Source organism: Sandaracinobacter neustonicus (assembly GCF_006385875.1).
GTDB lineage: Bacteria > Pseudomonadota > Alphaproteobacteria > Sphingomonadales > Sphingomonadaceae > Sandaracinobacteroides > Sandaracinobacteroides neustonicus.
In genome coordinates this window covers 258,774-282,119 of sequence record NZ_VFSU01000011.1, presented here as the reverse complement: position 1 = coordinate 282,119, position 23,346 = coordinate 258,774, and the positions used below count along the sequence as shown (strand labels likewise).

At 65.7% G+C, this 23,346-nt stretch carries 28 protein-coding genes; 26 read left to right on the top strand and 2 right to left on the bottom strand.

Annotation, left to right across the window (positions count from 1 at the left end; translation table 11 throughout):
* Positions 1–14: 14 nt before the first annotated feature.
* A complete protein-coding gene (locus tag FJQ54_RS02930; protein ID WP_140926861.1) occupies positions 15–1,031 on the bottom strand; it encodes a nucleotidyl transferase AbiEii/AbiGii toxin family protein in 1,017 nt (338 codons plus the stop codon).
* Positions 1,024–1,623, bottom strand: a complete 600-nt coding sequence (locus tag FJQ54_RS02925) for a DUF6088 family protein (protein WP_235890292.1) — start codon at positions 1,621–1,623, stop codon at positions 1,024–1,026. The genes FJQ54_RS02930 and FJQ54_RS02925 overlap by 8 nt, the downstream gene beginning before the upstream one ends.
* Positions 1,624–1,892: 269 nt before the next feature.
* On the opposite strand from FJQ54_RS02925, the gene FJQ54_RS02920 reads away from it, so the two are divergent.
* The 26 genes from FJQ54_RS02920 to FJQ54_RS02795 all read left to right on the top strand — a co-directional run bounded on the left by FJQ54_RS02920 (position 1,893) and on the right by FJQ54_RS02795 (position 23,146).
* Complete coding sequence (locus FJQ54_RS02920) at positions 1,893–2,861, top strand: ArdC family protein (protein WP_039248296.1); 969 nt, start codon at positions 1,893–1,895, stop codon at positions 2,859–2,861.
* Entirely contained in the window at positions 2,858–3,229 is a 372-nt protein-coding gene (locus FJQ54_RS02915; protein WP_039248219.1) for a DUF2958 domain-containing protein, read from the top strand. Before FJQ54_RS02920 ends, FJQ54_RS02915 begins: the two co-directional genes overlap by 4 nt.
* A 178-nt stretch (positions 3,230–3,407) precedes the next feature.
* Complete coding sequence (locus tag FJQ54_RS02910) at positions 3,408–5,543, top strand: ParB/RepB/Spo0J family partition protein (RefSeq protein ID WP_039248222.1); 2,136 nt, start codon at positions 3,408–3,410, stop codon at positions 5,541–5,543.
* Between the two features lie 43 nt (positions 5,544–5,586).
* Entirely contained in the window at positions 5,587–5,820 is a 234-nt protein-coding gene (locus FJQ54_RS02905) for a hypothetical protein (RefSeq protein WP_235890291.1), read from the top strand.
* Positions 5,821–5,928: 108 nt separating this feature from the next.
* Positions 5,929–6,486, top strand: coding sequence for a hypothetical protein (locus tag FJQ54_RS02900; RefSeq protein ID WP_039248223.1), 558 nt, complete (start codon positions 5,929–5,931; stop codon positions 6,484–6,486).
* A gap of 63 nt (positions 6,487–6,549) precedes the next feature.
* Positions 6,550–6,966: a hypothetical protein gene (locus FJQ54_RS02895; RefSeq protein ID WP_039248226.1), complete on the top strand. Its 417-nt coding sequence runs from the start codon at positions 6,550–6,552 to the stop codon at positions 6,964–6,966.
* Complete coding sequence (locus FJQ54_RS02890; RefSeq protein WP_039248228.1) at positions 6,959–7,603, top strand: hypothetical protein; 645 nt, start codon at positions 6,959–6,961, stop codon at positions 7,601–7,603. The genes FJQ54_RS02895 and FJQ54_RS02890 overlap by 8 nt, the downstream gene beginning before the upstream one ends.
* Before the next feature lie 159 nt (positions 7,604–7,762).
* On the top strand, positions 7,763–12,094 hold the full coding sequence (locus tag FJQ54_RS02885) for a bifunctional class I SAM-dependent methyltransferase/DEAD/DEAH box helicase (RefSeq protein ID WP_039248230.1): 4,332 nt from the start codon (positions 7,763–7,765) through the stop codon (positions 12,092–12,094).
* Positions 12,094–13,134, top strand: coding sequence for a DUF7146 domain-containing protein (locus FJQ54_RS02880; RefSeq protein ID WP_181159964.1), 1,041 nt, complete (start codon positions 12,094–12,096; stop codon positions 13,132–13,134). Before FJQ54_RS02885 ends, FJQ54_RS02880 begins: the two co-directional genes overlap by 1 nt.
* 308 nt (positions 13,135–13,442) lie before the next feature.
* A complete protein-coding gene (locus FJQ54_RS02875) occupies positions 13,443–14,369 on the top strand; it encodes a DUF2493 domain-containing protein (RefSeq protein ID WP_039248301.1) in 927 nt (308 codons plus the stop codon).
* 213 nt (positions 14,370–14,582) lie between these two features.
* Entirely contained in the window at positions 14,583–14,957 is a 375-nt protein-coding gene (locus tag FJQ54_RS02870; RefSeq protein WP_039248234.1) for a hypothetical protein, read from the top strand.
* A gap of 203 nt (positions 14,958–15,160) precedes the next feature.
* On the top strand, positions 15,161–15,328 hold the full coding sequence (locus tag FJQ54_RS17380) for a hypothetical protein (protein ID WP_167334182.1): 168 nt from the start codon (positions 15,161–15,163) through the stop codon (positions 15,326–15,328).
* Positions 15,329–15,403: 75 nt separating this feature from the next.
* Positions 15,404–15,907 (top strand): hypothetical protein, encoded by a 504-nt coding sequence (locus FJQ54_RS02865; RefSeq protein WP_292075224.1) that lies wholly within the window; start codon positions 15,404–15,406, stop codon positions 15,905–15,907.
* 565 nt (positions 15,908–16,472) lie between these two features.
* A complete protein-coding gene (locus tag FJQ54_RS02855) occupies positions 16,473–16,799 on the top strand; it encodes a DUF736 domain-containing protein (protein ID WP_039248240.1) in 327 nt (108 codons plus the stop codon).
* A gap of 194 nt (positions 16,800–16,993) precedes the next feature.
* Positions 16,994–17,242, top strand: coding sequence for a helix-turn-helix domain-containing protein (locus FJQ54_RS02850; protein ID WP_039248242.1), 249 nt, complete (start codon positions 16,994–16,996; stop codon positions 17,240–17,242).
* Positions 17,243–17,340: 98 nt separating this feature from the next.
* The gene (locus tag FJQ54_RS02845) at positions 17,341–17,622 is read left to right on the top strand and encodes a DNA -binding domain-containing protein (RefSeq protein ID WP_084140443.1); all 282 of its coding nucleotides are present in this window, start codon (positions 17,341–17,343) and stop codon (positions 17,620–17,622) included.
* A gap of 101 nt (positions 17,623–17,723) precedes the next feature.
* Positions 17,724–17,945, top strand: a complete 222-nt coding sequence (locus FJQ54_RS02840; protein WP_084140445.1) for a transcriptional regulator domain-containing protein — start codon at positions 17,724–17,726, stop codon at positions 17,943–17,945.
* A gap of 151 nt (positions 17,946–18,096) precedes the next feature.
* Positions 18,097–18,489 carry a DUF2285 domain-containing protein gene (locus tag FJQ54_RS02835; RefSeq protein WP_235890290.1) on the top strand — a complete coding sequence of 131 codons (393 nt, stop codon included), beginning with the start codon at positions 18,097–18,099 and terminating at the stop codon, positions 18,487–18,489.
* A gap of 140 nt (positions 18,490–18,629) precedes the next feature.
* Positions 18,630–18,911, top strand: coding sequence for a helix-turn-helix transcriptional regulator (locus FJQ54_RS02830; RefSeq protein ID WP_039248249.1), 282 nt, complete (start codon positions 18,630–18,632; stop codon positions 18,909–18,911).
* Between the two features lie 17 nt (positions 18,912–18,928).
* Positions 18,929–20,089, top strand: coding sequence for a replication initiator protein A (locus FJQ54_RS02825; protein WP_140926857.1), 1,161 nt, complete (start codon positions 18,929–18,931; stop codon positions 20,087–20,089).
* Positions 20,086–20,739 (top strand): ParA family partition ATPase, encoded by a 654-nt coding sequence (parA, locus tag FJQ54_RS02820; protein WP_039248252.1) that lies wholly within the window; start codon positions 20,086–20,088, stop codon positions 20,737–20,739. Before FJQ54_RS02825 ends, parA begins: the two co-directional genes overlap by 4 nt.
* A complete protein-coding gene (locus tag FJQ54_RS02815; protein ID WP_039248255.1) occupies positions 20,736–20,987 on the top strand; it encodes a hypothetical protein in 252 nt (83 codons plus the stop codon). The genes parA and FJQ54_RS02815 overlap by 4 nt, the downstream gene beginning before the upstream one ends.
* On the top strand, positions 20,984–21,505 hold the full coding sequence (locus tag FJQ54_RS02810; RefSeq protein WP_039248256.1) for a DUF2840 domain-containing protein: 522 nt from the start codon (positions 20,984–20,986) through the stop codon (positions 21,503–21,505). The genes FJQ54_RS02815 and FJQ54_RS02810 overlap by 4 nt, the downstream gene beginning before the upstream one ends.
* The gene (locus FJQ54_RS02805) at positions 21,502–22,047 is read left to right on the top strand and encodes a S26 family signal peptidase (protein WP_039248259.1); all 546 of its coding nucleotides are present in this window, start codon (positions 21,502–21,504) and stop codon (positions 22,045–22,047) included. Before FJQ54_RS02810 ends, FJQ54_RS02805 begins: the two co-directional genes overlap by 4 nt.
* Before the next feature lie 39 nt (positions 22,048–22,086).
* Positions 22,087–22,419, top strand: a complete 333-nt coding sequence (locus tag FJQ54_RS02800) for a DUF736 domain-containing protein (RefSeq protein WP_039248262.1) — start codon at positions 22,087–22,089, stop codon at positions 22,417–22,419.
* 4 nt (positions 22,420–22,423) lie between these two features.
* Entirely contained in the window at positions 22,424–23,146 is a 723-nt protein-coding gene (locus tag FJQ54_RS02795) for a lytic transglycosylase domain-containing protein (protein WP_039248264.1), read from the top strand.
* Positions 23,147–23,346 lie beyond the last annotated feature (200 nt).

The following is a 23,346-nucleotide window of genomic DNA, read 5'->3' as shown; positions in this document are numbered from 1 at the left end:
TTCCCCAGTTTCTACTATCCCGCCGCGCGATTTGCGTGTTCGGCGATGTCTGCGCATCGCTCGATCAGCAACCCAAAAGACTCGGCGTCCTCAAGCAGCAATCCGTCTCCCACCATATGTTCGTAATCGAAGGCCAGGGCCGCGCGTGCCTCTCCGTTCGGCACGAGTTGCAACGATCCACTGACGGCGGCCTCGTAATCGACAGGCGCCCCGTCCGCCGCCTTCTCAGCGAAGAACATCCCCTTGTGACGTGCGACCGCGCGGGCGAGATCTCGGTCAGCCGCTGCCGCGTCGGCGATCCCCGCGTCATCCAGGCGGACCACGTCATGCCAATGGCGAGCGAACCGCTCCCCGCGCAGCCGCTCCTGCAAGCAGAAAACGTGTATCGCGGTCGCCTTTTCCCAAAAGGTCCGCTCGGCGTGCATCACCCGCGGCGACGCCGCCGGGAACGTCACGCCCTCGACCAGGCCCGCCGCATCGCAGACCACGTCGCGTACGCTGGCCGGTTCGCCGGTCGAGCGGGCGCCGAATTCCAGCATGACGCTGGGCGCGACATAACCCGAGCCGGTTGAGGTCGCTTCATAGTCGATGAAGAGCTTCTCGCCCTCGACCCGGGTCGCCGCCGAAACGCCCTGCGCTCCAATTGCGTCGATGAGCAATGGTTGCACCGTGCCCGAAATCCACTCCGGCAACCGGTGGCGCATCACCTTCGACCAGCGCTTCTCTTCACTGCGTGTTGTCGGCAGTGCCTCGCCCTTGTCGCCCACCAGATCAGGCGCGATCGCTCGGATGTCGTAGGTCAGATCGACATCTTCCGAAAAACGCTGAATGACGCCGTAGGCTTTTGAAAGCGATGTCCCACCCTTGAAGACGAGATGATCGCCGAGCGCGGAGCCGAAGACTGTCTGAAGCGCCCAGACGACCCAAACGTCCTTTTCGAGCAGATGGGCGGGCCGCCCCGACCGATCGGCGGCGACGCCCAAGACGTCACGACGGTCCGCCGCCGACAAGGACAGAAAGGGATCAGCCATGGACCGCCTTGCCGACGCTTCGGGCAAGCCAGGTTGGAAACTGCGGCGCGGCGGCCACCAGTTCGCCGAACGCCGTAGGCGGCAGCTTTCGTTTCAGAGCCTTTAGCGCCGATTCCGCCTTCTCCGGCCCGAGCCAGGCTAGCGCGCGAACCGCTTGGCCTGCGGGACGATCGGCGAGCGCAAGCTGCCAGCGTGGCGCATGGCGCAATTCGACGAGCTGCTTGCCCAAGGTCATCGTGCGGCTCCGGCCCGAGGTAAGATAAACGGAGCGGACCGGCACCTGCGTCGTCAGGCCCAGCGCGTTTGCGGCAGCCGCGCCGTTCGGCACGATGACTTCTCCACGCTGCACCGCCAGCGCCTCGACGGCCTTTTCCACCGAAGGCGCGCGGGCGCCGAACCGGCTCTTCACCGGACGCAGATACACGCCGCGCCCGGCACGGATCAGATGCCCTCGTTCTGCAAGACGCGACAAAGCCTGGTCCACCCCAGCGCGGCTGCCGAGGTGGAGAAGGCTCTTTGCCGCCAGCGGCGTTCCTTCCGGAAGCGTCTCGGCGTGCGCCAGAATCTGTTCGGTCAGACGTTGCACCATCATTCTCCTGTCAGAAATATATGCGAGTTTCTGACACTTTTCAACGGCCTTAAAGCTTTCAAACTCAGCCCAACCGTCCTTCGTGGCTCCGGTCGCCACGAGGGATCGATTGAACGGGGAAAGCCTTCCCCTGCGGCCGAGCCACGGTCTCGGCCGACCCCTTCTGCGGGGACACCCCGCAACGCCCCGAGAGCGAGAGTGCGGACGGATCGTCCGTGACGGGTTGAGGGCTGGGAGAGAGGCTCCCGGCGCCCGTCATGGAGTTTATCCCGATGGCCAGAATGGATCGCGCCGCGCGTCGTACCGGTGACCGCACCAATCTCTATGACGACATCACCAACAAGATCATCGCCGAACTCGAGGATGGCCGGCTTCCCTGGGTCCAGCCCTGGGGTACAGCTGCGGCGAAGGCGCCGCTCGCCATGCCGAGGAATGCGGCGACCTCCCGTCAGTATTCCGGCATCAACGTCCTGATCCTTTGGGGCGCCGTGATCCAGCACGGCTTTCCTTCCCAGCATTGGCTGACCTTTCGCCAGGCGCTCGCCCTCGGCGGAAACGTGCGGAAGGGCGAGCACGGCACGACCATCGTCTATGCTGACCGCTTTGTGCCCGACGACGAAAAGCGCCGCGCACGCGAGACCGGCGAAGAGGCGGCCGCTATTCCATTTCTGAAGCATTTCACGGTCTTCAACGCGGCGCAGTGTGAGAGCCTGCCCGACGATATCGCCATTGAGGCTCCGCCTCCGCCGCCAGGCCTGATCGAACCCAAGGTCGAAGCGCTGATCCGGGCGACGAGGATCGACTTTCGCATCGGCGGCGATCGGGCCTTCTATGTCCCCGCCCACGACTATGTGCAGGTGCCGCCGCCACAGGCCTATTTCGAGCCGATCAACTGGCACCGCACTGCGCTGCATGAGCTCGGTCACGCCACCGGCAACGCCACCCGTCTCGGCCGCGACTTCTCCGGCTCCTTTGGCACGAAGAAATATGCGTTCGAGGAGCTGGTGGCCGAGATGAACGCCGCCTTCTGCTGCGCCTCACTCGGCATCGTCCCGACCGTCCGCCACGCGGACTATATCGGCTCCTGGCTCGAGGTCCTGCGCGAGGACAATCGCGCCATCGTGCGGGCCGCAAGTCAGGCGAGCAAGGCCGCCGACTGGCTGCTCGCACACCTTCCCGAAGCACACGCGGAGGATCGCACGGAGGTGAGCTGTCCGGATTGTGACAGGAGGGCGGCATGATCCTCCTGACTGACGAGCTGCGTGAGCAGCTTTTTGCCAACGGCCGGCAGCGCGACGCCGACCATGTGCCGGTCGTGAAATTCTTCAACCCGCTGGGTGAAGGCGTCTGGCTCGCCACCGAACTGGACGAGGATGGCGACACGCTCTTCGGGCTGGCCGATCTCGGTCACCCTGAGCTTGGCTCCTTCTCGCTGCAGGAGATGTCGTCGCTCCGCCTGCCGTTCGGCATGGGGATCGAACGGGACATCCTCTTCACGGGGGATTTCCTGCTCTCCGTTTGGGCGGAAGCCGCGCGGCAGGCCGGCAGCATCCGGGCGGCAGAGCGCATTCTCTATCAGGCCGCTCGGTCACGGCACGGCGAGCATTGATGCGCAAATACGTGGAGGCGTGAAGTCGGCTTTGAGGCTTTGCGCTTCCACGCGGCGATAGGCTTTCCTGACGCGTTCGCGGTTCGGGGTGAGAGAGTAAGAGGGGGGAACGGGATTTTCGTGACGGGTTGGAGGCCGAGAGAGAGGCTTTCGGCCGCCCGTCGCGGAGTACATCCCGATGGCTACTGCCGTTCAGAAGATCACCCTGTCGTCCTCACGCGACATCCCCTTCAACAAGCTGGTGCTGAGCCAGTCCAACGTCCGGCGCGTGAAAGCCGGCGTCTCCATCGACGAACTGGCGGAGTCCATCGTCCGCCGCGGCCTCATCCAGAGCATCCATGTCCGTCCCGTGGTGAACGCCGAAGGTGCGGAGACCGGCATGTTCGAAGTCCCCGCCGGCGGCCGCCGCTACCGCGCCCTCGAATTGCTCGTGAAGCAGAAGCGCCTCGCCAAAACCGCACCGGTCCCCTGCGTCGTCTCTGACTCCAAGGCCGATGTGTTGATCGACGAGGTGTCGCTGGCCGAGAATATCGAGCGTGCGCCGTTGCATCCGCTCGATCAGTTCCGCGCCTTCCAGGCCATGCGCGACAAGGGCATGACCGACGAGACGATCGCCGCTGCCTTCTTCGTCCCGGTCCAGGTGGTGAAGCAGCGGTTGCGGCTCGTCACCGTCTCGCCCGCACTTCTCGACATCTACGCCGAAAACGGCATGACCCTCGAACAGCTCATGGCCTTCTCGATCTCAGAAGACCACGCGCGTCAGGAGCAGGTGTGGGAAGCGATCAGCCATAGCTGGTCGAAGGAACCCTATCAGATCCGCCGCATGCTGACCGAGACCACGGTCCGCGCCTCCGACAAGCGCGCAGTCTTCGTCGGTATCGACGCCTACCAGGCCGCAGGCGGCTGCATCCTGCGCGACCTGTTCCAGGACGACGACGGCGGCTGGCTGCAGGACCCCGTTCTGCTCGATCGACTCGTCGCCGAGAAGCTCAAGACCTGCGCCGACGAAATCGCCGCTGAGGGCTGGAAGTGGGTCGATGTGGCCATGAGCTTTCCCTACGGCCACGATCATGGCCTTCGCGAACTTTCGGGCACGATCGTCGATCTGACCGATGAGGAGCGCGCCACGCGTGAAGCGTTGCGAGCCGAGTATGACCGGATCGAGGAGGAATATTCCGAGGCCGACGAGCTGCCCGACGAGATCGATCAGCGCCTGGGCGAGATCGAGCAGGCTCTGGAAGCCTTCGAACGGCGGCCCGTCACCTACGATCCGGCCGAGATCCGCATCGCCGGCGTCTTCGTCAGTCTCGACGGCGACGGGTCGCTGCTGGTCGAGCGCGGCTACGTGCGCCCTGACGACGAGGCGCCGGTCGAGTCCGAAGGCGACGACGACCACACCGAGGCCGATGGCGACGATGCGCGCGCTGTCCAGCGCGCGGTCATCACTATCGGAGGCCAGCCCGCCGAGCCCGAGGAGGACGAGGACGACAGCCTCAAGCCGTTGCCCGAACGCCTCGTGATCGAGCTGACGGCCCATCGCACGGTGGCGCTGCGCAATGCCGTGGCGGAAAATCCGCAGGTCGCCATGACCATGTTGCTGCACAAGCTGGTCAGCGATACCTTCCGGCACACCGCGCCGACGGGCTGCCTCGAGGCCAGTGTCCGGCACATCTTCTTTCCGGCTCAGTCCGACGAGCTGAAGGAGAGCGACTCCGCCCGGGCCGTGAACGAGCGGCATGAACGCTGGGGCGACCATGTCCCGGCCGACGACCAGGCCCTCTGGGACTGGCTCACCCATCTCGATGACGGCACGCGCATGGACCTGCTGGCCTTGTGCGTGAGCTACGGCGTCAATGCGCTCTTCGAGCGGCCCAATCCGCATTCGGGTTCGGGCGTCAGCCGCCATGGCCTTGACGTGCGGATGGCGCAGGCGGACCGGCTCGCTCGCGAAACCGGCCTCGACATGGTGGCGGCGGGCTGGCGGCCGACCGTGGGCAACTATCTCGGCCGTGTCACTAAGCCGCGCATCCTCGAAGCCGTTCGCGAAGGCGCCGGCGAGCGGGCTGCGCAGCTCATCGACCACCTGAAGAAGGGCGACATGGCCAAGGAAGCCGAGCGCCTGCTGGCCGACACCGGCTGGTTGCCCGAGCCGCTGCGCCTCGCCTCGCTCGATGGCGAACAGGCCAACGGCGCCGAGGCGCAGACGGATGGCGGCGATGACACGGCGCTGCCGGACTTCCTCGCCGATGATGGCGAGGAGGACGAGGGCGCCGATGCCGAGGACGAGGAAACCGTCCTGGCCGCAGCCGAGTGAACACGACAACGGGGAGCGGTCTTTGCCGCTCCCCGCATTTTTCGTGGAGATCATCATGCCCATTATCAACGCGTCCCCGACGCGCCGCCTCGTGTTCCAGTATCTCGTGCCCGTCCATGTCGAGGTCGAGGACGGCCTTGTGACCCGCGTCACCGTGATCGACGAAACTCCTGTGCGCGATCCCTCCCTCATCGAGGGCGACGCGACCTATCTGGCCGAGGCGGTCACGGCCTCCGACGACGGTCAGGCCTGGCCCTCCTGGTCCTTCGGCTACTGACCGGATCGGCTTCGGCGTCGGCGATGAGAGTAAGAGTTCGGGCCAATCGGCCGTGACGGAATAGCAGGTGGAGGAGAGGCCTCCGCCGCCCGTCGCGGAGTATTCCCGATGACCCATGCCAGTGCTGCCCCCTTCGTCTCGATCGGTCAGATCCTCGCGGAGAAGGTGCTTCCCAGACTTCATCGCGCGCAAAAGCTCCCGCTGCGCGTCTCCTGCCTCGGCACGATCAGCTATGCCGAGGCCACCGACGCCGACTGCTGCGACCGGACCATCCCGCTCGGGGACGCGGCGTCCCCTGAAGAGGCCATGATCCTTGCCGCCATGCGCGTCGCGCGCGACGACATCCGCATCGGCCCGGACGACACGCTGCATTTCCGGCCCCGGCTGATCGTCGTGCAGGATAACGCGCTGGGCCTGGTGCTCGCTGGTGACATCCGCGCCGGCGTCATCCTCTGGCAGCATCCCGTCGCCAGTGACCGCGAAGCCCGGCGCATCGTCACCGAATCGAGCCGGATTCGCGGCCTGGCCTTCGCCGCCTCCGGCCGCGGCGATCATAGATCAGCGCGCGACCTTCGCTATCAGGCCTCCCGGCTTGAAGCCCGTCTGGTCGATCAGCTCTGGCGCGAAACCGCCGCCGATCTTCTCCGGCTGCCGCAGGCCGCCTGACCCCGTCACATTCCTTCAATCAGCCCGGCCTCGCGCCGGGCTTTGTCGTTTCAGGAGCCTGCCATGGCCGACTTTTTCACGCATTTCTCCTGCCTGCTCGACGTCGGCACCCCCGACAACGCCGCACGCGCACTCGACCTCTACAACACGCTCTCCGAGGAAGGAGCGTCGGAGGAGCCGCCGTCCGAGGGTTTTCTTCTTTCGATCCAGCCCGAACACGGCGGGACCAAGCTCTGGATGCGCGACGATGTCACCGGCGATCCCGAGCGCCTGATTCAGTTCGTGAAGCGCTGCGCCGCCGCGTTCGGGCTGACCGGGCGCTGGGGTTTCCAATACGCCAACACCTGCTCGAGACCGCGCGTCGATGCCTTTGGCGGCGGCGCGCATGTGCTCGACCTGGCCACGGGCGAGACCGTGGCGTGGACCTATACCAGCGGCTGGCTCGCCGACGTGCTCGACGGAGGTGATCCCGATGCCTGAGATCATCGAAACCACCGTCTATCGGCTGGGCGAACTCTCCGAATCCGCCAGGGAGAAAGCCCGGTCATGGTATCGTGAGATCGGCTTCGAGCACGATTGGCACGAATTCGTCTTTGACGACTTCGTCCGCATCGGCGAGATCCTTGGCCTGACCTTCAAGACCCGGCCCATCCGGCTCCATGGCGGCGGTAGCCGCCAAGAGCTTTGCATCTGGTTTCGCGGCTTCTGGAGTCAGGGCGACGGCGCCTGTTTCGAGGCCCATTATCGCTATCGCAAGGGCGCGCCGAAGGCGCTGCGCGATTATGCCCCGCACGACGAAGCCCTTCATAGGATCGCCGATGCGCTTCAGGTCGTGCAGCGGCGCAATTTCTTCCAGCTCCGCGCCGAAGCCACGCATGGCGGGCGATACTATCACGAATACTGCATGTCGATTTCCGTCGACCGCGACAGTCCGACCTGGCAGCCCATGACCGACGGCGCGGAAGAAGCCGTCACCGAGGCGTTGCGCGATCTCGCCCGATGGCTCTATCGCCAGCTCGAACGCGAGTATGAGCATCTGACCTCGGACGAGGCGATCGACGAATCCATCGCCGCCAACGACTACACCTTCACCGAGGCCGGTTGCCGGTTCGGTTGATACCCAAAGCGCCTAGCCTTCGCGGTTGGGCGCTTTTTTCATGTCAGCCATTGCGAGTCCCTCGAGAGGGAGAGGGTCGCCGGAACGGGACGAGTCCGGGCGGTTGAGAGAGAGCGCCGCGCGGGCTTCCCCGTCTCCGCTCTCCCCGAGGCATTTCCCATGACCCTGGCTTTGACATCAGCGGCGGCCGACGCCGCCGCATCCCCTCCTGTCGTTCCCGTTCCTGCAGCAGAGGTCGCCGCGTTCGGCGCGGCCCTGCGTCTTCTGACCCACCTCGAGCGCGGCGAACGCATCGACGCCACAGCGCTGCGCGGCGCGATGGAAGCGGCGTTCGGCGCATCGGACACGACCGGCGCATGGACCTGGAAGACGGCCTACGACGCCTGCGAAGCGGCGACCGTGCTGTTCCTTCAGAAATACGGCAAGGCGCTTTTCCGCAAAGCCGCTTCTCCGGCTGCACGGCTTTCCGCCATCACGAAAATCACCGGCCTCCTGCCGACGCACACGCGCCGCTCCGAGGAAAGTCAGGCATTGCAGCAATTCTCGACGCCGACGCCGCTTGGGCTCGCCGCCGTGACCGCGGCCGCCATTGCGCCGGGCGACCTCGTGCTTGAGCCGTCGGCCGGCACCGGGCTGCTCGCAATCCTCGCCCAGATCAGCGGCGGCGAACTTCTCCTCAACGAGCTGTCCGACGCCCGCGCCGATCTGCTCGCCGCTCTCTTCCCGGCCATCGCCGTCTCGCGTTTCGACGCGGCCCAGATCGACGATCATCTCCCGCCGACCCACGCGCCCGCCGTCGTCATCATGAACCCGCCGTTCTCGGCCATGGCCCATGTCTCCGGCCGCATGGCTGATGCCGCCTATCGGCATGTCACCTCGGCCCTGGCGCGTCTCGCCGACGGCGGCCGACTGGTCGCCATCACCGGCGCGAACTTCGGGCCCGAAATCCCGGCCTGGACCGACGCTTTCAGGCGGCTCCAGGAGCGTGGCCGCGTCGTCTTCACCGCAGCGATCGACGGCTCGGTCTACGCTCGGCACGGCACGACGATCGAGACCCGGCTGACCGTCATCGACAAGCTCCCGGCTGACGATCCGGCCGTCTTCCCGACCTCTGCGGGCGTTGCGCCGGATGTCGCGACCTTGCTCGGCTGGATCGGGGCCCAGGTCCCCTCGCGCCTTGCCACGGCGACGACGCCGGCTTCGCCCGCCACCCCGGCCACCACGCCGCGCACTGTACGCGGCTATCTCGCGCGCGCCTCGGTCGCTCGCCCGGCCGCATCGCTCGCCATCGAGCCGGACGGTGTCGAACTCGCCTATGAAATCGTCGACTGGACGCCGCCCGAGGGCACGCGTCTCACCGAGGTGATCTACGAAGAATACGGGTTGCAGTCGATCCGCATCCCCGGCGCGCAGGCGCATCCGACCAAGCTCGTGCAGTCGGCGGCCATGGCCAGCATCGCGCCGCCCAAGCCGAGCTACCGGCCGATGCTGCCGGCGAACATCTGCGATCTCCTGTCCGACGCCCAGATCGAAACCGTCATCTTCGCCGGCGCGGCCCATTCCGATTTCCTCGCCGGCTCATGGACGGTCGATGAGACCTTCGATCTCGTGAAGGCCGCTCCGCCCGACGCCGAGAACGCCGTGCGCTTCCGGCGCGGCTACATGCTCGGCGACGGGACTGGCGCCGGCAAGGGCCGTCAGTCAGCGGGCATCATCCTCGACAACTGGCTGCGCGGTCGCCGCAAGGCGGTCTGGGTCTCGAAGTCCGATAAGCTGATCGAGGACGCGCAGCGCGATTGGTCGGCGCTCGGAATGGAACGGCTGCTGGTCACGCCGCTGTCGCGCTTCCCGCAAGGCAAGCCCATTACCCTGTCGGAAGGCGTCCTATTTACGACCTACGCCACGCTACGCTCCGATGACCGCGGCGAGAAGGTTTCGCGCGTCCGGCAGATCGTCGATTGGTTGGGCTCCGATTTCGATGGAGCCATCATCTTCGACGAGGCGCACGCCATGCAGAACGCCGCTGGCGGAAAGGGTGAACGCGGCGACGTCGCCGCCTCGCAGCAGGGCCGCGCAGGTTTGCGCCTCCAGCACGCCCTGCCGAATGCGCGCGTGACCTATGTGTCCGCCACCGGAGCCACCACGGTCCACAATCTCGCTTATGCGCAGCGGCTCGGCCTCTGGGGCGGGGAGGACTTTCCCTTCGCCACCCGCGCCGAATTCGTCGAAGCCATCGAGGACGGCGGCGTGGCGGCCATGGAGGTGCTCGCGCGCGATCTCAGATCGCTCGGCCTCTACACCGCCCGGTCGCTCTCGTATGACGGCGTCGAATACGAGTTGGTTGAACACCAGCTCACCGATGAACAGCGGGGCATTTATGATGCCTATGCTGGCGCCTTCGCAGTCATCCATAACAATCTCGATGCGGCGATGCAGGCCGCCAACATCACCGGCAGCGACGGCACGCTGAATAAGCAGGCCAAGTCCGCCGCCCGCTCGGCGTTCGAGTCCGCCAAGCAGCGCTTCTTCGGCCATCTGCTCACGTCGATGAAGACGCCGACGCTGATCCGCTCCATCGAAGGCGATCTCGATGCGGGCCATGCCGCCGTGATCCAGATCGTCTCGACGGGCGAAGCCTTGATGGAACGTCGGCTGGCGGAGATTCCGACAGAGGAATGGAACGACGTGCGCGTGGACATCACGCCGCGGGAGTATGTCCTGGACTATCTCGCCCATTCCTTCCCGGTGCAGCTCTACGAGCCCTTCACCGACTCCGAGGGCAATCTGTCGTCACGCCCGGTCTATCGGGATGGCCAGCCTGTCGAGAGCAGGGAAGCCGTCGCCCGCCGCAACGATCTGATCGAACGGCTCGCTTCGCTCCCGCCGGTGCCCGGCGCGCTCGACCAGATCGTGCAGCGTTTCGGCACGGAGATGGTCGCGGAGGTGACGGGCCGATCGCGGCGCATCGTGCGCAAGGGCCATCGCCTCGTGGTCGAGAACCGCGCGCCATCGGCGAACCTCGCCGAGACCAGCGCCTTCATGGACGATCAGAAACGCATCCTCGTCTTCTCGGACGCGGGCGGCACCGGGCGTAGCTATCACGCCGAACTCTCCGCGCGGAATCAGCGCCTGCGCGTTCACTATCTGTTGGAACCGGGCTGGAAGGCCGACGCCGCCATCCAGGGCCTTGGTCGCACCAACCGCACCAACCAGGCGCAGCCGCCGCTGTTCCGGCCGATCGCCACGGACGTGAAGGCGGAGAAGCGCTTCCTCTCCACCATTGCCCGCCGCCTCGACACGTTGGGCGCGATCACGCGCGGCCAGCGCCAGACCGGCGGACAGGGCCTGTTCCGGCCCGAGGACAATCTGGAATCGACCTACGCTCGCGATGCCCTTCGCCAGCTCTATCTCCAGATTGTGCGGGGCAAGGTTGAAGGCTGTTCGCTCCAGCGTTTCGAGGAGGCCACCGGCCTGAAGCTGATGGACGAGGGCGGCATCAAGGACGAATTGCCGCCGATCACGACGTTCCTCAACCGGCTGCTCGCCCTGACCATCGAGCTGCAGGGCATCCTGTTTACCGCCTTCGAACTGCTGCTCGAGTCGAAGGTGGCGGGCGCGATCGCCAGCGGAGTCTATGACACCGGCCTGGAGACGCTGACGGCAGAGAGCTTCATCGTCACGGAGCGGACCACCATCTACACCCATCCCGCGACGGGCGCGGAAGCGCGCCTTCTCAGTATCGCCGAACGCCGTCGCAATAGGCCGACGTCGACGAAGACCGCGCTGGCCTGGCTTGACGATCCGCATGCCCGGCTGCTCATCAACGAGCGATCCGGGCGCGCCGCTGTGCAGATTCCGGCGCCGTCGCTCATGCTCGACGATGGCGAGATTGAACGGCGCGTCCGGCTGATCCGGCCGATGGAGCAGCATCACGCGTCGCTGAAAATGATGGTCGACAGCCACTGGCAAGAGGCCGATCGCGAGACCTTCGCCGCCATCTGGCAGCGCGAGGTGTCGGAGGTCCCGACCTTCACCGAAAGCACGATCCATATGGTCAGCGGCCTGTTGCTGCCCGTCTGGAAGCGCCTGCCCAACGAGTCGACGCGCGTTTATCGCCTTCAAACCGATGACGGCGAGCGCATCATCGGCCGACGCGTCTCGCCCGCCTGGGCCGCCAACGCCGCCTCGACCGGCGCGACCAACCTCGGCGCGGAGGACGCCTATGCGGCCCTGATCGACGGCCGCACCATCCTCGACCTCGCCGAAGGCCTTCAGCTTCGCCGGGTCCGTGTCATGGGCGCGAACCGCATCGAACTCTCCGGGTTCACCGACACGATGCGCGATCGGCTGCGGAGCTACGGGCTGTATAGCGAGATCATCTCGTGGAAGCTGCGCTTCTTCGTGCCCGTCGACGCAACCGGGCCGGCCATCCTCGGAAAGCTGCTCGACATCTATCCGCTGGCTCGCATCTCCGAGCGGGAGGCGGCATGATGACACGGATCAACGCCTCCGATCTGGCGCAGCGTCTCGGCCGACAGGCCGAGGCGGTCTGCCGCCATTACCTTTCCAACGGCCGCCGTCAGGGCGGCTATTGGCAGGTCGGCGACGTCCGCAACGCCAGGGGCCGCTCGATGTTTGTGCGGCTCCGCGATACCCCCAAGGGGCCAGCGGGCAAATGGAACGATGCGGCGACTGGCGAGCATGGCGACCTGCTCGACGTGATCCGGGAATCGCTCGGCCTCATCGACTTCACCGATGTCGCCGAAGAGGCACGCAGCTTTCTCAGCATGCCGCAACCCGAACCGCCACCGGCGCCATCACGACAGGGCAGAGCGCCAGCCCCATCGGGATCGTCCGAGGCGGCGCGCCGCCTCTTCGCCATGTCGCAGCCGATCGCGGGCACCATCGTGGAAACGTATCTCCGCAAACGCGGGATTACGGCTTTGCACGGGACCGGCAGCCTGCGATTCCATCCGAGGTGCTACTACCGCCCCGAGGACGATAGCCCGACCGAAACCTGGCCGGCGATGATCGCCGCCGTCACCGATCTGGGCGGCACGATCACGGGAGCCCACCGCACGTGGCTCTCGCTAGACGGCTCCGACAAGGCGCCGATCGACACGCAGCGCAAGGCGATGGGCGATCTGCTCGGTCATGCGGTCCGCATCGGCATGCCGGGAGATGTGATGGCGGCAGGCGAAGGCATCGAAACCATGCTATCGCTGCGTCAGATCGTACCCGACATGGCGATCGCGCCCGCGCTCTCAGCGGCGCACCTTGCCGCCATCCTGTTCCCGTCGACGCTTCGCAGGCTCTACATCGTCCGCGACAACGATCCGGCAGGAGACGGCGCGCGGGACAATCTGATCGAACGCGCCAATGCGGCCGGGATCGAAGCGATCGTGCTTTCGCCGGTGCTCGGGGACTGCAATGAAGATCTGCGCCTGCTTGGACTGGATGCGCTTCGGTCAGGAATCCGCGTGCAGCTCGCCCCCCAGGACGTCGCTCGCTTCATGGCGATCGCAGCATAGCCGGTATCGGAAAGCGAGGCGGCCCGGCGCCGCCTTGCTCGCTGGCTGCTGGACCCGTCAGAGGGACCGCGCCTCGGCCTTCGAGAGGGCGATCGGCCGTCAGCCGGGCCGGATCGGCAATGGCTGCGGCCGACGATTTTCCGGCGGCGCGTACCGCGCCTTTCCATCGCGAAACAAAATCGCCGGCCTTCGCCATCCTCCGCTGACGCTTCGGCCCTGCGCCTTGCTCCGGGTGCAGGTCCGACCCGCCCGACGGCTTCGTCGCCATGAAGGCCGCGACGGTCGCGGTCCAACCGACGGAGCATCCCATGAACGAGCACGACGACTTCGAACCGCACCACGACTCGTCTCCCACCGACGACATGCTGCAGGAACTCCAGCTCTACGGCTATCGCCCCTCCGAGGACGAACCCGATCCCCGCCCGGTCCCGGAAGACCGCGTCATTGAGGGAGCCGTCGCAGACATCTTCGACGCCCTCATCGCCACCCTGGCCGACACCAGCCTCGATCACGACCTCAACGAACTGCTCTGGTCGACCGTCAATATGTTCCACCGCGCCGTCAGCCGCGTCGACAATACGCTGGACGACAACGAACAGGGCCAGAAGCGCCTCCAGCGCGAACAGGACGGCTCCGAGGTCAAGTCACTACAGCTCGAGAACCTGATCGACATGGGCAAGAGCCTGGTCGAACGCCGCGACAGCCTGGAAGTTTTCCGCGAAAGCGCAGCCGAGCATTACCTTCGCGTCACGGGCTCGCCGTGGTCGCCCCGGACCGGATCACGGGTCAACCATCGCCATCTCACCGCCGCGATGATCGACAGCCGCGACTTCCTCGCCGCCAAGCGTCGCGCGGAAACCGAGGTGCTGGTTCCGACCGGGCCGAAGATCGCCTTCTCCGGCGGCGACACCACGGACCACCAGGCCATCTGGGCCAAGCTCGACCAGATCCACGGCAAGCACCCCGACATGGTGCTGATGCACGGCGGCACGCCCAAAGGCGCCGAGAAGATCGCCGCCCGCTGGGCTGATACCCGCAAGGTGCCGCAGGTCGCCTTCAAACCCGACTGGACGAAGCACGGCAAGGCCGCGCCCTTCAAGCGCAACGATCAGATGCTGACCGTCATGCCGATTGGCGTCGTGGTCTTCCCCGGCACCGGCATTCAGGACAATCTCGCCGATAAGGCCCGCAAGCTGGGCATTCCGGTCTATCGGTTCGGATCGGGCGGCGCGTAAGCGCCGCCCTTGGCTGTTCGCCTTCAACCGAAGTCGACATGTCTGAAAGTCGGAACTCCGGCATGCCGCGTGTAAATCAGTGCAAATCGGGCGAAGCAATCGGGTTGGATATTTCTGTTACTTTGGCATCTTGGCGCGATGCCGGACCTTCTACCATTCCCAGATGACTTCGCGCCGGACCTTCATATCTCCGAGATGTTCCGACGGAACGCGATGACTCAGCTCGACTGCGCATCATGGGCGACCACGCAATCCGCCGATAAGCTCGCTCTTCACTCGATCGCTGTCGCGACGGAGCTGCTGCTCAAGTCTCATCTGCTCCGCACCGCGAGCACCGACGCCTGGAATCGAGTGCAGATCGGTCACGATCTGGATAAGGCGGCTCGATACGCCGAACGCGCCGGTCTGAACCTCCCGTCCCGACTCGCGCTCGTTGTCGACCAGATTCATCCCTATTTTCAGCGCGGCGGATTTCAGCGCGATCCGCGAGCATGGCCGGCGGGATTTGCGGATGATGCCTGCGACATTGTGCGTGAACTCGCTCAAGCGGTCTACAATCATGCGCGCCAGGACGCCCACGGCTCCTGAAGCGAAAACGACCACACCCCGCGATCCATTGCGCTGATCCTTGGTCCGGCCGCGGGCCTGACGCCATCAACCCGTAAAGGGTCGGACTACGCAAGCGTGCCGCCGCTCCCGCTTACGCCTACGCGGTGATCGCGGCCCCCGGCCGGACACTTCGGGCGCCTGCCAGCGGGGGATGGTCCTCCGCTCAAACAGGAGCCGGAGCAATGTCCTTCCCCGACGCGCACGCCTACGCCTTCAGCCTCGCCACCACCCTGATGGCCGTCATCGTCATCTTCCGCGCCGGCGACGGCACCCTCTCGGTCACGACCGCCAATGAATTCGACGGCGATGAAATCGAGATCGTCAGCGAGATCGATCCGTTCGCCCCATGACGGGGCGACGGGCCCTTCGGTCGAAGCGGACACCGATCGGTGTCCGCTCCCCGACGGCGCCATTCCCTGCTAGAATTGAGCAGCGCCGTGGTGGTGGTGGAGGCGCAACCGTCAGACCATTCTTACGGAGATACCACCATGATCTTCCTTGGCATCCTTCTCAGCTTCGCCGCCATCGGTTTCCTCTGCTGGCTGCTCTTCACGCTTGCCGTCTATGCGCTCCCGTTCTTCGCGGGCGTGAGTCTCGGCATGTGGGCGTATGGCACAGGCGCCGGCTGGCTCGGCGCGATCATCATCGGCTTCGCGGGGGCCGGTCTGACCTTCGGCATCGGCCAGTTCCTACTCGCCACCGTGCGCCCGATCTGGGCGCGCCTCCTGATCGCCATCGCCTTTGTCGCGCCTGCGGTGATCGCGGGTTTCCACGCCACCCATGGCGTCGTCAAACACACCATGCCGTCCGAGACCTGGCAGATCGTGTTCTCGATCATCGGAGCTGTCGCGGTCGGTGTGACCGCCTTCGTGCGGATCACCGGCATGGCGGCCTCCGACCCTTCGGCGGGCCAACTGTCTCGCGTCTGATGCGGAAAGACCTAAACGGCTCCGACTGAGAGGGATATCACTTTCGTCGTGGGGAAAAGCCCGGAGCAGGCGAGCGCACGTAGCGCCGAGGCGAGTCCCTGTGAGGCGGTCGCGTATTGAGCGGGTGGAGAGGCAGCGCCTGTAGTGACGAGCCGACGATCTCCGGCAGGCAGCGCGATCTTTGCTGTTGGCGTCAGGGACAGAGGTCGCGGGCGAAGGCCCGGAATGGGGCGATGAAGTCGGTGACGTGCAGCGGATCTTTGGCGGTTGCGGGTGGCCAGGGTCTCCGAGTTCTGTCCATTCAGCGACCGCTCCATATGGCCTCTTCAATGGCCTGATCTGGCCGAAGGACGGCTGCGCCTCGAGCGCCTATGCCACAACGGCGCGTCCCGACTTTCTTCCCCTGCCGGCTGCGCCGTCATTCCTCGCGAAACAACAAAGTCGCGCCTGCGCCATCCTCCGCTGCGTTCCGGTCGCAAGCGATGTGTCGTCGCTCGCCTCCGGCCTGCCGATCGCCATCGAGGCCGCAATGGTGCGGGCTCGGAAATGGATACGGAGACCCACAATGGCCACCATCGGCACCTTCAAGAAGACCGCCTCGAACGAGTACACCGGCGACATCGTCACCCTCAGCGTCCAAGCCAAGAACGTCCGCATCGTCCCCGACCTGCGCGCCAGCGGCGAGAACGCCCCCAGCCACCGGGTCCTGGTCGGCCGGGCCGAGATCGGCGCCGCCTGGTCCAAGCGCTCCAACGAGGGCCGCGACTATCTGGGCCTCAAGCTCGACGATCCGAGCTTCAACGCCCCGATCTACGCCAACCTCTTCGACGACGAAGATAGCGACATCTTCTCCCTGATCTGGTCCCGCCCGAACGGTCGCCGCAGCGACTGAGGCGGACAGAGGGCCCCGGCCGAAAGGCCGGGGCCGCCACCTCATTGCTACCGAATCATCCCCGTCATCAAACGGCAGTGCGCCTCGTGTAGCGGCCCCTCCCAATGCTTATTTCTGGTGACGTTTCGCTCCAGAACGACTATTTTAGTCGTAGTACTGGAGTGCGTACAGGCCACGGTGGGAGGTGATCATGCATGATCACCGCCCGACAATCACGGGCCGCACGCGCGTTGCTGGGTTGGACACAGGAGACGCTCGCTGACAAGGCCCGAGTATCGCTGACCGCCCTCAAGCGCCTTGAGTCGGGAAACCGTCTTGAGGTGTACGAATCCACGCGGGATCAGGTGCGAAGGTCTCTCGAAGCCGGCGGGATCGTCTTCCTCTCCACCGACAAGGGCGAGGGCGTGCTGCTCCTGCACGAGAGGAGCGATCGTCCGCGCTAGTGGCGCCGATCTCATAGCCGCCATCCTTGTCGTGCATAGAGGGCGTCCAACCTCAGAAGACGGTTAACGAGGTTGATACGCGCGACTATGGTAGCTTGATGGGACAACCGACACCGACGCTTCTGGACGAACCGCCGTTCAGCAACACGCTCACGTCTTACGACCGCGAGCATATGAAACTCTATCTGCGGCTCCTGGACGCCGAACGTGACGGAGCCGATTGGCGCGAAGCGGTCCATGTTCTTTTCGGCCTGGACCCCGGCCGCGAGCCCAAACGATGCCGCGATATCCACGAGGCGCACCTCGCGCGCGCGCATTGGATGACAGAGCACGGGTATCGTGAACTCGTCCGCGAAAGCCAGCATCGGCCGTTCGCGTGATGCCGCTCCGGCATCGCCTGGAGACATCTCTCCGGCTTCCCTGACGCAACCCACAAGTGAATCGTAAAGCCCCTAAAATGCGTAACTTGGAGGGGATTGTGATGACACCCGATGCATCGACATGGCGCTCCTCGGCGGAATACGACCATCTGGATGCATTGACCGCGTCCGATCTGGCCTGGGAGTGGCTCCGCCGCAATGAAGCGTACGACGCTGATTTCGAGACGCTAGCGGCGTCCGATGCACCAGAAGGACTGAGCGACAAGATTCGGCAACGCTGGGGTTTGCGATTTCCCCGTAGATCCACGGACGCCACCGCCTGAGGCTGCGGTCCTGTGGCTTCCCCAGGATGACACGAGCGTCGTCTTCCTCACGGAAGCGCCGGTAGACCTCCGACGCATTCTAACGGACACCCCTCTCGGGGCCGGCAGCTATCAGCCCTCGCACGACGAGGGCGGGGCGACATTCCGCTACGTGCTCGGAAACGGTCAACGCCTCCAGATCGTCGACTATGCCGAGAAGGGGTCGGCGGAGGTCGCGGTCATTCCGCTTGGCCTGAACGGCTTCGACAGGATCGAGGCCGTTCATCGACTCCTTTCGGCTTTGCATGGCCGCGCCATCCCGCCCGACACGCGCCTGACGCGGCAGCAGCGTGCGCGGTTGCGCAAGATGCTGCAGGCGATCGACGGGGATCGCGATGGAGCGACCCAGCAGGAGATCGCGCAAGTCCTCTTCAACATTGGTCATCTCGACCGGGACGAATGGCAGGCTTCTTCCGCTCGTCATGGCGTGAAGGCCTTGCTTCGCGATGCCCGCGCCATGATCGCCGGCGGATACAAAAAGCTGCTGCGTCATCGACGGCGATAATAGCCGTCGTCGATCCGCCGTTGGGCGAAATCAATACCCCCTAATTTCGCCCTGCAACACGCCGGCTTTCCTTCGCCACCGTGGTCGTTGTTCGCCGCTGAACCCCAGCGGCTTCCCGCAACACCACGGAGGCCCGATCCATGCGACCCGATACCGCCGTTCTACCGCCGCGCTTCCTGCGGACCAAGGAAGCCGCAGAATTCCTCAGCCTTTCAGCCCGCACGCTGGAGAAGCACCGCACCTACGGCACGGGGCCGGCCTATCGAAAGCTCGGCGGCCGCGTCGTCTATTCCGTCGACGATCTCGAAACCTGGGCCGACCGTGGCGCCGTCACCTCGACCTCCGACCCGCGCGGTTCGGTCCTTCCTGCCAAACGCCAGACGCCATCGACGGGCCAGCCCGTCGGTCGCCTCGCACGCTGATCTCGCCCGGTCCGTTCATGGCGGTGCGGCGTCGTCACCCATCGGAGCGCGGACAGCTCGACCTGTTTCGGGCGCTCCCTGGCGACTTCGCGCCAAGAGACGCGCAGGATCTCATGGCCTATCCCTTCTTCTCTCTTTCCAAATCCCATCGCATCGCGCCCATCGACTTCGCCGCCGGCGACGTCGCGATCCGCGTGGAAGCGGTGCCCGATCATGGCATGGCGACCATTTGGGACGCGGACATCCTGATCTGGGCGGCGAGCCAGATCGTCGAGGCGCGTGACGCCGGGCTGCGCACATCGCGCCTGATGGCCGCCACTCCCTACGAGATTCTCACCTATGTCGGCCGCGGCACTAGCTTGCGCGACTACCAACGGCTGAAGGCCGCGCTCGACCGCCTGCAGTCGACCACCGTTTCCACCTCGATCCGACAACCGGCCGAAGGACGCCGCCATCGCTTCTCCTGGATCAATGAGTGGCAGGAGCGCACCGACGGTAACGGTCGCCCCGACGGGATCGAACTGATCGTCCCCGACTGGTTCTACAAGGCCGTGCTCGATGACGCGCTCGTCCTGACCATCGACCGCGCCTATTTCGATCTGACCGGCGGCCTCGACCGTTGGCTCTATCGCCTGGTGCGCAAGCACGGCGGCCGCCAGCGGGCCGGGTGGCGTTTCGATCTGCGTCATCTTCACCAGAAGTCGGGCAGCCTCTCGCCGTTCAAGCGCTTCGCCTTTGAGCTGCGCGATATCGTCCGTCGCCAGCCGCTCCCCGGCTACGCCCTCTTTCTGGAGGTGGAGATCGGCGGTCGCGTCCTACTCGCCTTCGAGCCTCATCCTCCCTGTGGAAAACCTGTGGACGGGGTCGTGCTATCGGGAACCCGCACTATCGTGCCATCGGGAACCCTGGGCTCGTGCTATCAGGAACCCAAACAGGGTCTAACGCACCGAAATCAAAGCCGAAATCGCCCCCTTAACTTAGAGTCTAACCAAGAATCAAACTCTGAAGAGCGCGCGCGCGATGTGGAAAACCTCATCCGGGCGACGGCGCGCAACCTCAGCGCGGCCTCTTCGAGCCGCAAAGTGACAGCCCCGAACGGCGCCCAAACAAAGCTCTTCGGCGATCAATCCCAGACCGGTGAGCGTTCGCCCCGAGGCCGCTCGGGAGGGGTGCGATGATCGTCGCCTTCCTCAATCAGAAGGGCGGCGTGGGAAAAACAACGCTCGCCCTCAACCTCGCGGGCGAACTGGCGAGTCGCGGAAAGCGCGTCACGGTCATCGACGCCGACCCGCAAGGGTCCGCGCTCGACTGGTCGCAGCAGCGCAGCCGCGAGGGCCTTCCGCGCCTCTTCGGCGTCGTCGGCTTGGCGCGCGACACGCTGCACCGCGAGGCTCCAGAACTGGCGCGCGATGTCGATCATGTCGTGATCGACGGCCCGCCCCGAGTCGCCGCGCTGATGCGCTCGGCGCTGCTCGCGGCCGATCTCGTCCTGATCCCGGTGCAGCCTTCGCCGCTCGACGGATGGGCGTCGGCCGAAATGCTGGCGCTCCTTGCGGAAGCGCGCATCTACCGGCCTGATCTTCTGGCGCGCTTCGTTCTCAACCGTTGCGGCGCGCGCACCGTCCTGGCGCGTGAGACCGCCGAGACGCTGGCCGATCATGATCCGCCGGTGCTCGCCACGACCATCGGACAGCGCATCGCCTTCGCATCGGCGGCGCAGACCGGCCGCCTCGTCTGCGAGCTGGACGACGCGACGACGGCGGCCCGCGAGGTGGCGGCGCTTGTGAACGAAATCAGCCGCCTCCGCGCAGGGAGAGCAGGCACATGAGCGAGCGCCCATCGCGACGTGGCTTCGCCACGCGCCCCGCCGACGCCGAGCAATGGATCAAGGCGGCCGACACGCCGCCCCGCGATCCCGCCGCGTCCAGCTTCACCGCGCGGCTCACCATCGACATCACGGCGGATCTGCGCGGCCGTATCAAGATCGTCGCGTTTCAGCGCGGCGTCACCGTCGCCGACATGCTGCGCACGCTGCTCGAGCGCGAGTTTCCTCCCACCGATGGAGCCCCCTCATGACCGGCACCGCGGCCCCGCGCGTGCGCGGCGGTCCGATGCCGCCTGCACAGCCCCACGACGACATGACCTATGTCGAACTGACGTGGGTGGAGAAGAAGATCGAATACTGGATCAGGTTCGGTCGCCAAGCCCACGAACAGATTCTCGACCGCCGTCGGCGTGTCGTCGGCTTCCAGCCGAACGCCGTCTTCGCCTTCGTCCGCTGGGCCGCCAACGACTACGGCACCATCATTTCGCGCATCGACATTCTGCGCGCGATCGTGGCGGGCGAGGCCTATCAGACGGTTCCTTTCGTGCGCCCCGGCGGCGAAATCCTGCTGAAGGTTGAGGGCTGGCCGAAGGTCGAGGACGTGCTTCGGCACATCGACGCCATCGAAGCGCTCGGCGTCGATGCCTGCGACGTCGCGCCGGACCATTGGCGTCACGTCGCCCATCGGGGACAGGCCGGTCACGCGCCACGTCCATACACGGCCGAGCGCCATCTGGCGTGGCTCAAGCGGCGGGGGATCGAAGGATGACCCGCTCCGGCTATGTCAAAGCCACGGCCATCGCCGCGCTCGGCGTAGCGCTCGCCATCGCCGCTCCAACATCCATCAAGCTGGTCTGGAACGTCACACCCAGCGTTCCGGTCGGACTTTACAGCATCGCGCCTTCCGGTCGGCTCGAAGTCACTAATCTGGTCGCCGTCATGCCCCCCGAACCGCTGGCCGGGTTCATGGTCCAGCGCGGCTACATCGGTCCCGACGTGCCGCTTCTGAAACGCGTCATGGCGCTGCCAGGGCAGCGCGTTTGTCGCACCGGCACGGCCATCACCATCGATGACGTGCCGCTCGGCGACGCGCGCGATCGCGACCGCCTCGGCCGCGCGCTGCCAATCTGGCAGGGCTGCCGACGGCTCGCAGACGGCGAACTCTTCCTCATGAATCCCGATGCCGCCGACAGCCTCGACGGCCGCTACTTCGGTCCGCTTGCCGACACCGCAGTGATCGGCCGCGCGACGCCCGTCTGGACCGATGAAGACGGCGACGGCCGCTTCGTCTGGCGCGCACCGATGCGCTGATTGCTTCCATTTTCTCACCCGCAACCCAGGAGACTTCCCATGCAAATCGGTATGTTCACTCGCGAAGCAAGCGGCTTCACCGGGCAGATTCACACGCTGACGCTGGCCTGCGATCTCGCCATTATCCCAGCCGAACCGTCCGAAACGGAGAACGCTCCGGACTACCGCGTCCACCAGGGCGGTGACGAAGGTCCAGAAGTCGGCGCGGGCTGGATGCGCACCGGCGAACGCGCCGGCGAGTACGTCGCGCTTGTCATAGACGATCCCGCTTTCCGGCATCCGATCCGCGCCAATCTCTTCCGTGACGACGATGCCGGTTCGGCTTGGTCCCTGCATTGGAGCCGTCCGTCCAAGCGCGACGCAAAGGACTGACGCCATGCAGCGCGCCGTCCTCCTTCTCCTTTCCGGCCTGGTCCTGACAGCGAACGCGGCGTTGCCCGTTCGCGCGCAGACCTCGCCACCGGCGCGCACGGCATCCGTCGATCCGCACGCCGGTTATGTCGCCGAAGCCTCGCAGCGCTTCGGCATTCCTGAAGCGTGGATCATCGCCGTCAAGCGCGCCGAAAGTTCAGGCGACGTGCGTGCGATCTCTTCGGCCGGAGCTATGGGACTGATGCAGGTGATGCCCGACACATGGACGGGGCTTCGCGTGCGCTATCGGCTCGGTCGCAATCCTTACGACCCGCGCGACAACATCCTGGCGGGAACGGCCTATCTGCGCGAGATGTATGATCGCTACGGCACGATCCCTGCCATGCTCGCGGCCTACAATGCAGGACCCGGCCGCTACGATGAGCACCTCGCGACGGGGCGTGCGCTACCCGCCGAGACCCGCGCCTATGTCGCTCTTCTCGCCCCTCAGCTCGGCTCCGCAGCGCCGTCGAGAGGCGCGCCCGCTGCCGCACCTCCGCCGCCCGATTGGCGCGAGGCCCCGCTGTTCGTCACGCGATCCGCCGACGCTCGTTCTGCAATCGGGACACCATTCAGCGGTCACTCACTCGACAGCCGCTCGTCCCTTCCGGCTGCGACCGATGGCGACGGAGGATCGCAGGCAGCGTCCATCGTTCTTGCCCGCGATGATACCGGAGACCCGCAATGATGGCGCGGCTTTGCATTCGCACCGGGTCGGGCTGCAGCGTGTCATGGAGGGCGCGAGGGCAGGAGGCAGGCACAACAACCGCACGATGGCAGGATAAAAGGGCGCACCTTGTGCGTCGGTCGGGCGGTTGTTTTTGCCGGTTTTTTCGAGTCTGTGCGCACGTTGCCGCCGTGCTGCGCAATGTGCGCTCCTGTCTCAAC

Bases quoted from the DNA above. Each gene is read 5' to 3' on its own strand.
- FJQ54_RS02885 (WP_039248230.1), top strand. From the start codon at position 7,763: ATGACCCTGGCTTTGACATCAGCGGCGGCCGACGCCGCCGCATCCCCT.
- FJQ54_RS02900 (WP_039248223.1), top strand. From the start codon at position 5,929: ATGACCCATGCCAGTGCTGCCCCCTTCGTCTCGATCGGTCAGATCCTC.
- FJQ54_RS17380 (WP_167334182.1), top strand. From the start codon at position 15,161: ATGTCCTTCCCCGACGCGCACGCCTACGCCTTCAGCCTCGCCACCACC.
- FJQ54_RS02870 (WP_039248234.1), top strand. From the start codon at position 14,583: ATGACTCAGCTCGACTGCGCATCATGGGCGACCACGCAATCCGCCGAT.
- FJQ54_RS02880 (WP_181159964.1), top strand. From the start codon at position 12,094: ATGACACGGATCAACGCCTCCGATCTGGCGCAGCGTCTCGGCCGACAG.
- FJQ54_RS02890 (WP_039248228.1), top strand. From the start codon at position 6,959: ATGCCTGAGATCATCGAAACCACCGTCTATCGGCTGGGCGAACTCTCC.
- FJQ54_RS02830 (WP_039248249.1), top strand. From the start codon at position 18,630: ATGCGACCCGATACCGCCGTTCTACCGCCGCGCTTCCTGCGGACCAAG.
- parA (WP_039248252.1), top strand. From the start codon at position 20,086: ATGATCGTCGCCTTCCTCAATCAGAAGGGCGGCGTGGGAAAAACAACG.
- FJQ54_RS02850 (WP_039248242.1), top strand. From the start codon at position 16,994: ATGATCACCGCCCGACAATCACGGGCCGCACGCGCGTTGCTGGGTTGG.
- FJQ54_RS02815 (WP_039248255.1), top strand. From the start codon at position 20,736: ATGAGCGAGCGCCCATCGCGACGTGGCTTCGCCACGCGCCCCGCCGAC.
- FJQ54_RS02910 (WP_039248222.1), top strand. From the start codon at position 3,408: ATGGCTACTGCCGTTCAGAAGATCACCCTGTCGTCCTCACGCGACATC.
- FJQ54_RS02920 (WP_039248296.1), top strand. From the start codon at position 1,893: ATGGCCAGAATGGATCGCGCCGCGCGTCGTACCGGTGACCGCACCAAT.
- FJQ54_RS02915 (WP_039248219.1), top strand. From the start codon at position 2,858: ATGATCCTCCTGACTGACGAGCTGCGTGAGCAGCTTTTTGCCAACGGC.
- FJQ54_RS02895 (WP_039248226.1), top strand. From the start codon at position 6,550: ATGGCCGACTTTTTCACGCATTTCTCCTGCCTGCTCGACGTCGGCACC.
- FJQ54_RS02840 (WP_084140445.1), top strand. From the start codon at position 17,724: ATGACACCCGATGCATCGACATGGCGCTCCTCGGCGGAATACGACCAT.
- FJQ54_RS02855 (WP_039248240.1), top strand. From the start codon at position 16,473: ATGGCCACCATCGGCACCTTCAAGAAGACCGCCTCGAACGAGTACACC.
- FJQ54_RS02925 (WP_235890292.1), bottom strand. From the start codon at position 1,623: ATGATGGTGCAACGTCTGACCGAACAGATTCTGGCGCACGCCGAGACG.
- FJQ54_RS02810 (WP_039248256.1), top strand. From the start codon at position 20,984: ATGACCGGCACCGCGGCCCCGCGCGTGCGCGGCGGTCCGATGCCGCCT.
- FJQ54_RS02875 (WP_039248301.1), top strand. From the start codon at position 13,443: ATGAACGAGCACGACGACTTCGAACCGCACCACGACTCGTCTCCCACC.
- FJQ54_RS02825 (WP_140926857.1), top strand. From the start codon at position 18,929: ATGGCGGTGCGGCGTCGTCACCCATCGGAGCGCGGACAGCTCGACCTG.
- FJQ54_RS02845 (WP_084140443.1), top strand. From the start codon at position 17,341: ATGGGACAACCGACACCGACGCTTCTGGACGAACCGCCGTTCAGCAAC.
- FJQ54_RS02930 (WP_140926861.1), bottom strand. From the start codon at position 1,031: ATGGCTGATCCCTTTCTGTCCTTGTCGGCGGCGGACCGTCGTGACGTC.
- FJQ54_RS02800 (WP_039248262.1), top strand. From the start codon at position 22,087: ATGCAAATCGGTATGTTCACTCGCGAAGCAAGCGGCTTCACCGGGCAG.
- FJQ54_RS02795 (WP_039248264.1), top strand. From the start codon at position 22,424: ATGCAGCGCGCCGTCCTCCTTCTCCTTTCCGGCCTGGTCCTGACAGCG.
- FJQ54_RS02805 (WP_039248259.1), top strand. From the start codon at position 21,502: ATGACCCGCTCCGGCTATGTCAAAGCCACGGCCATCGCCGCGCTCGGC.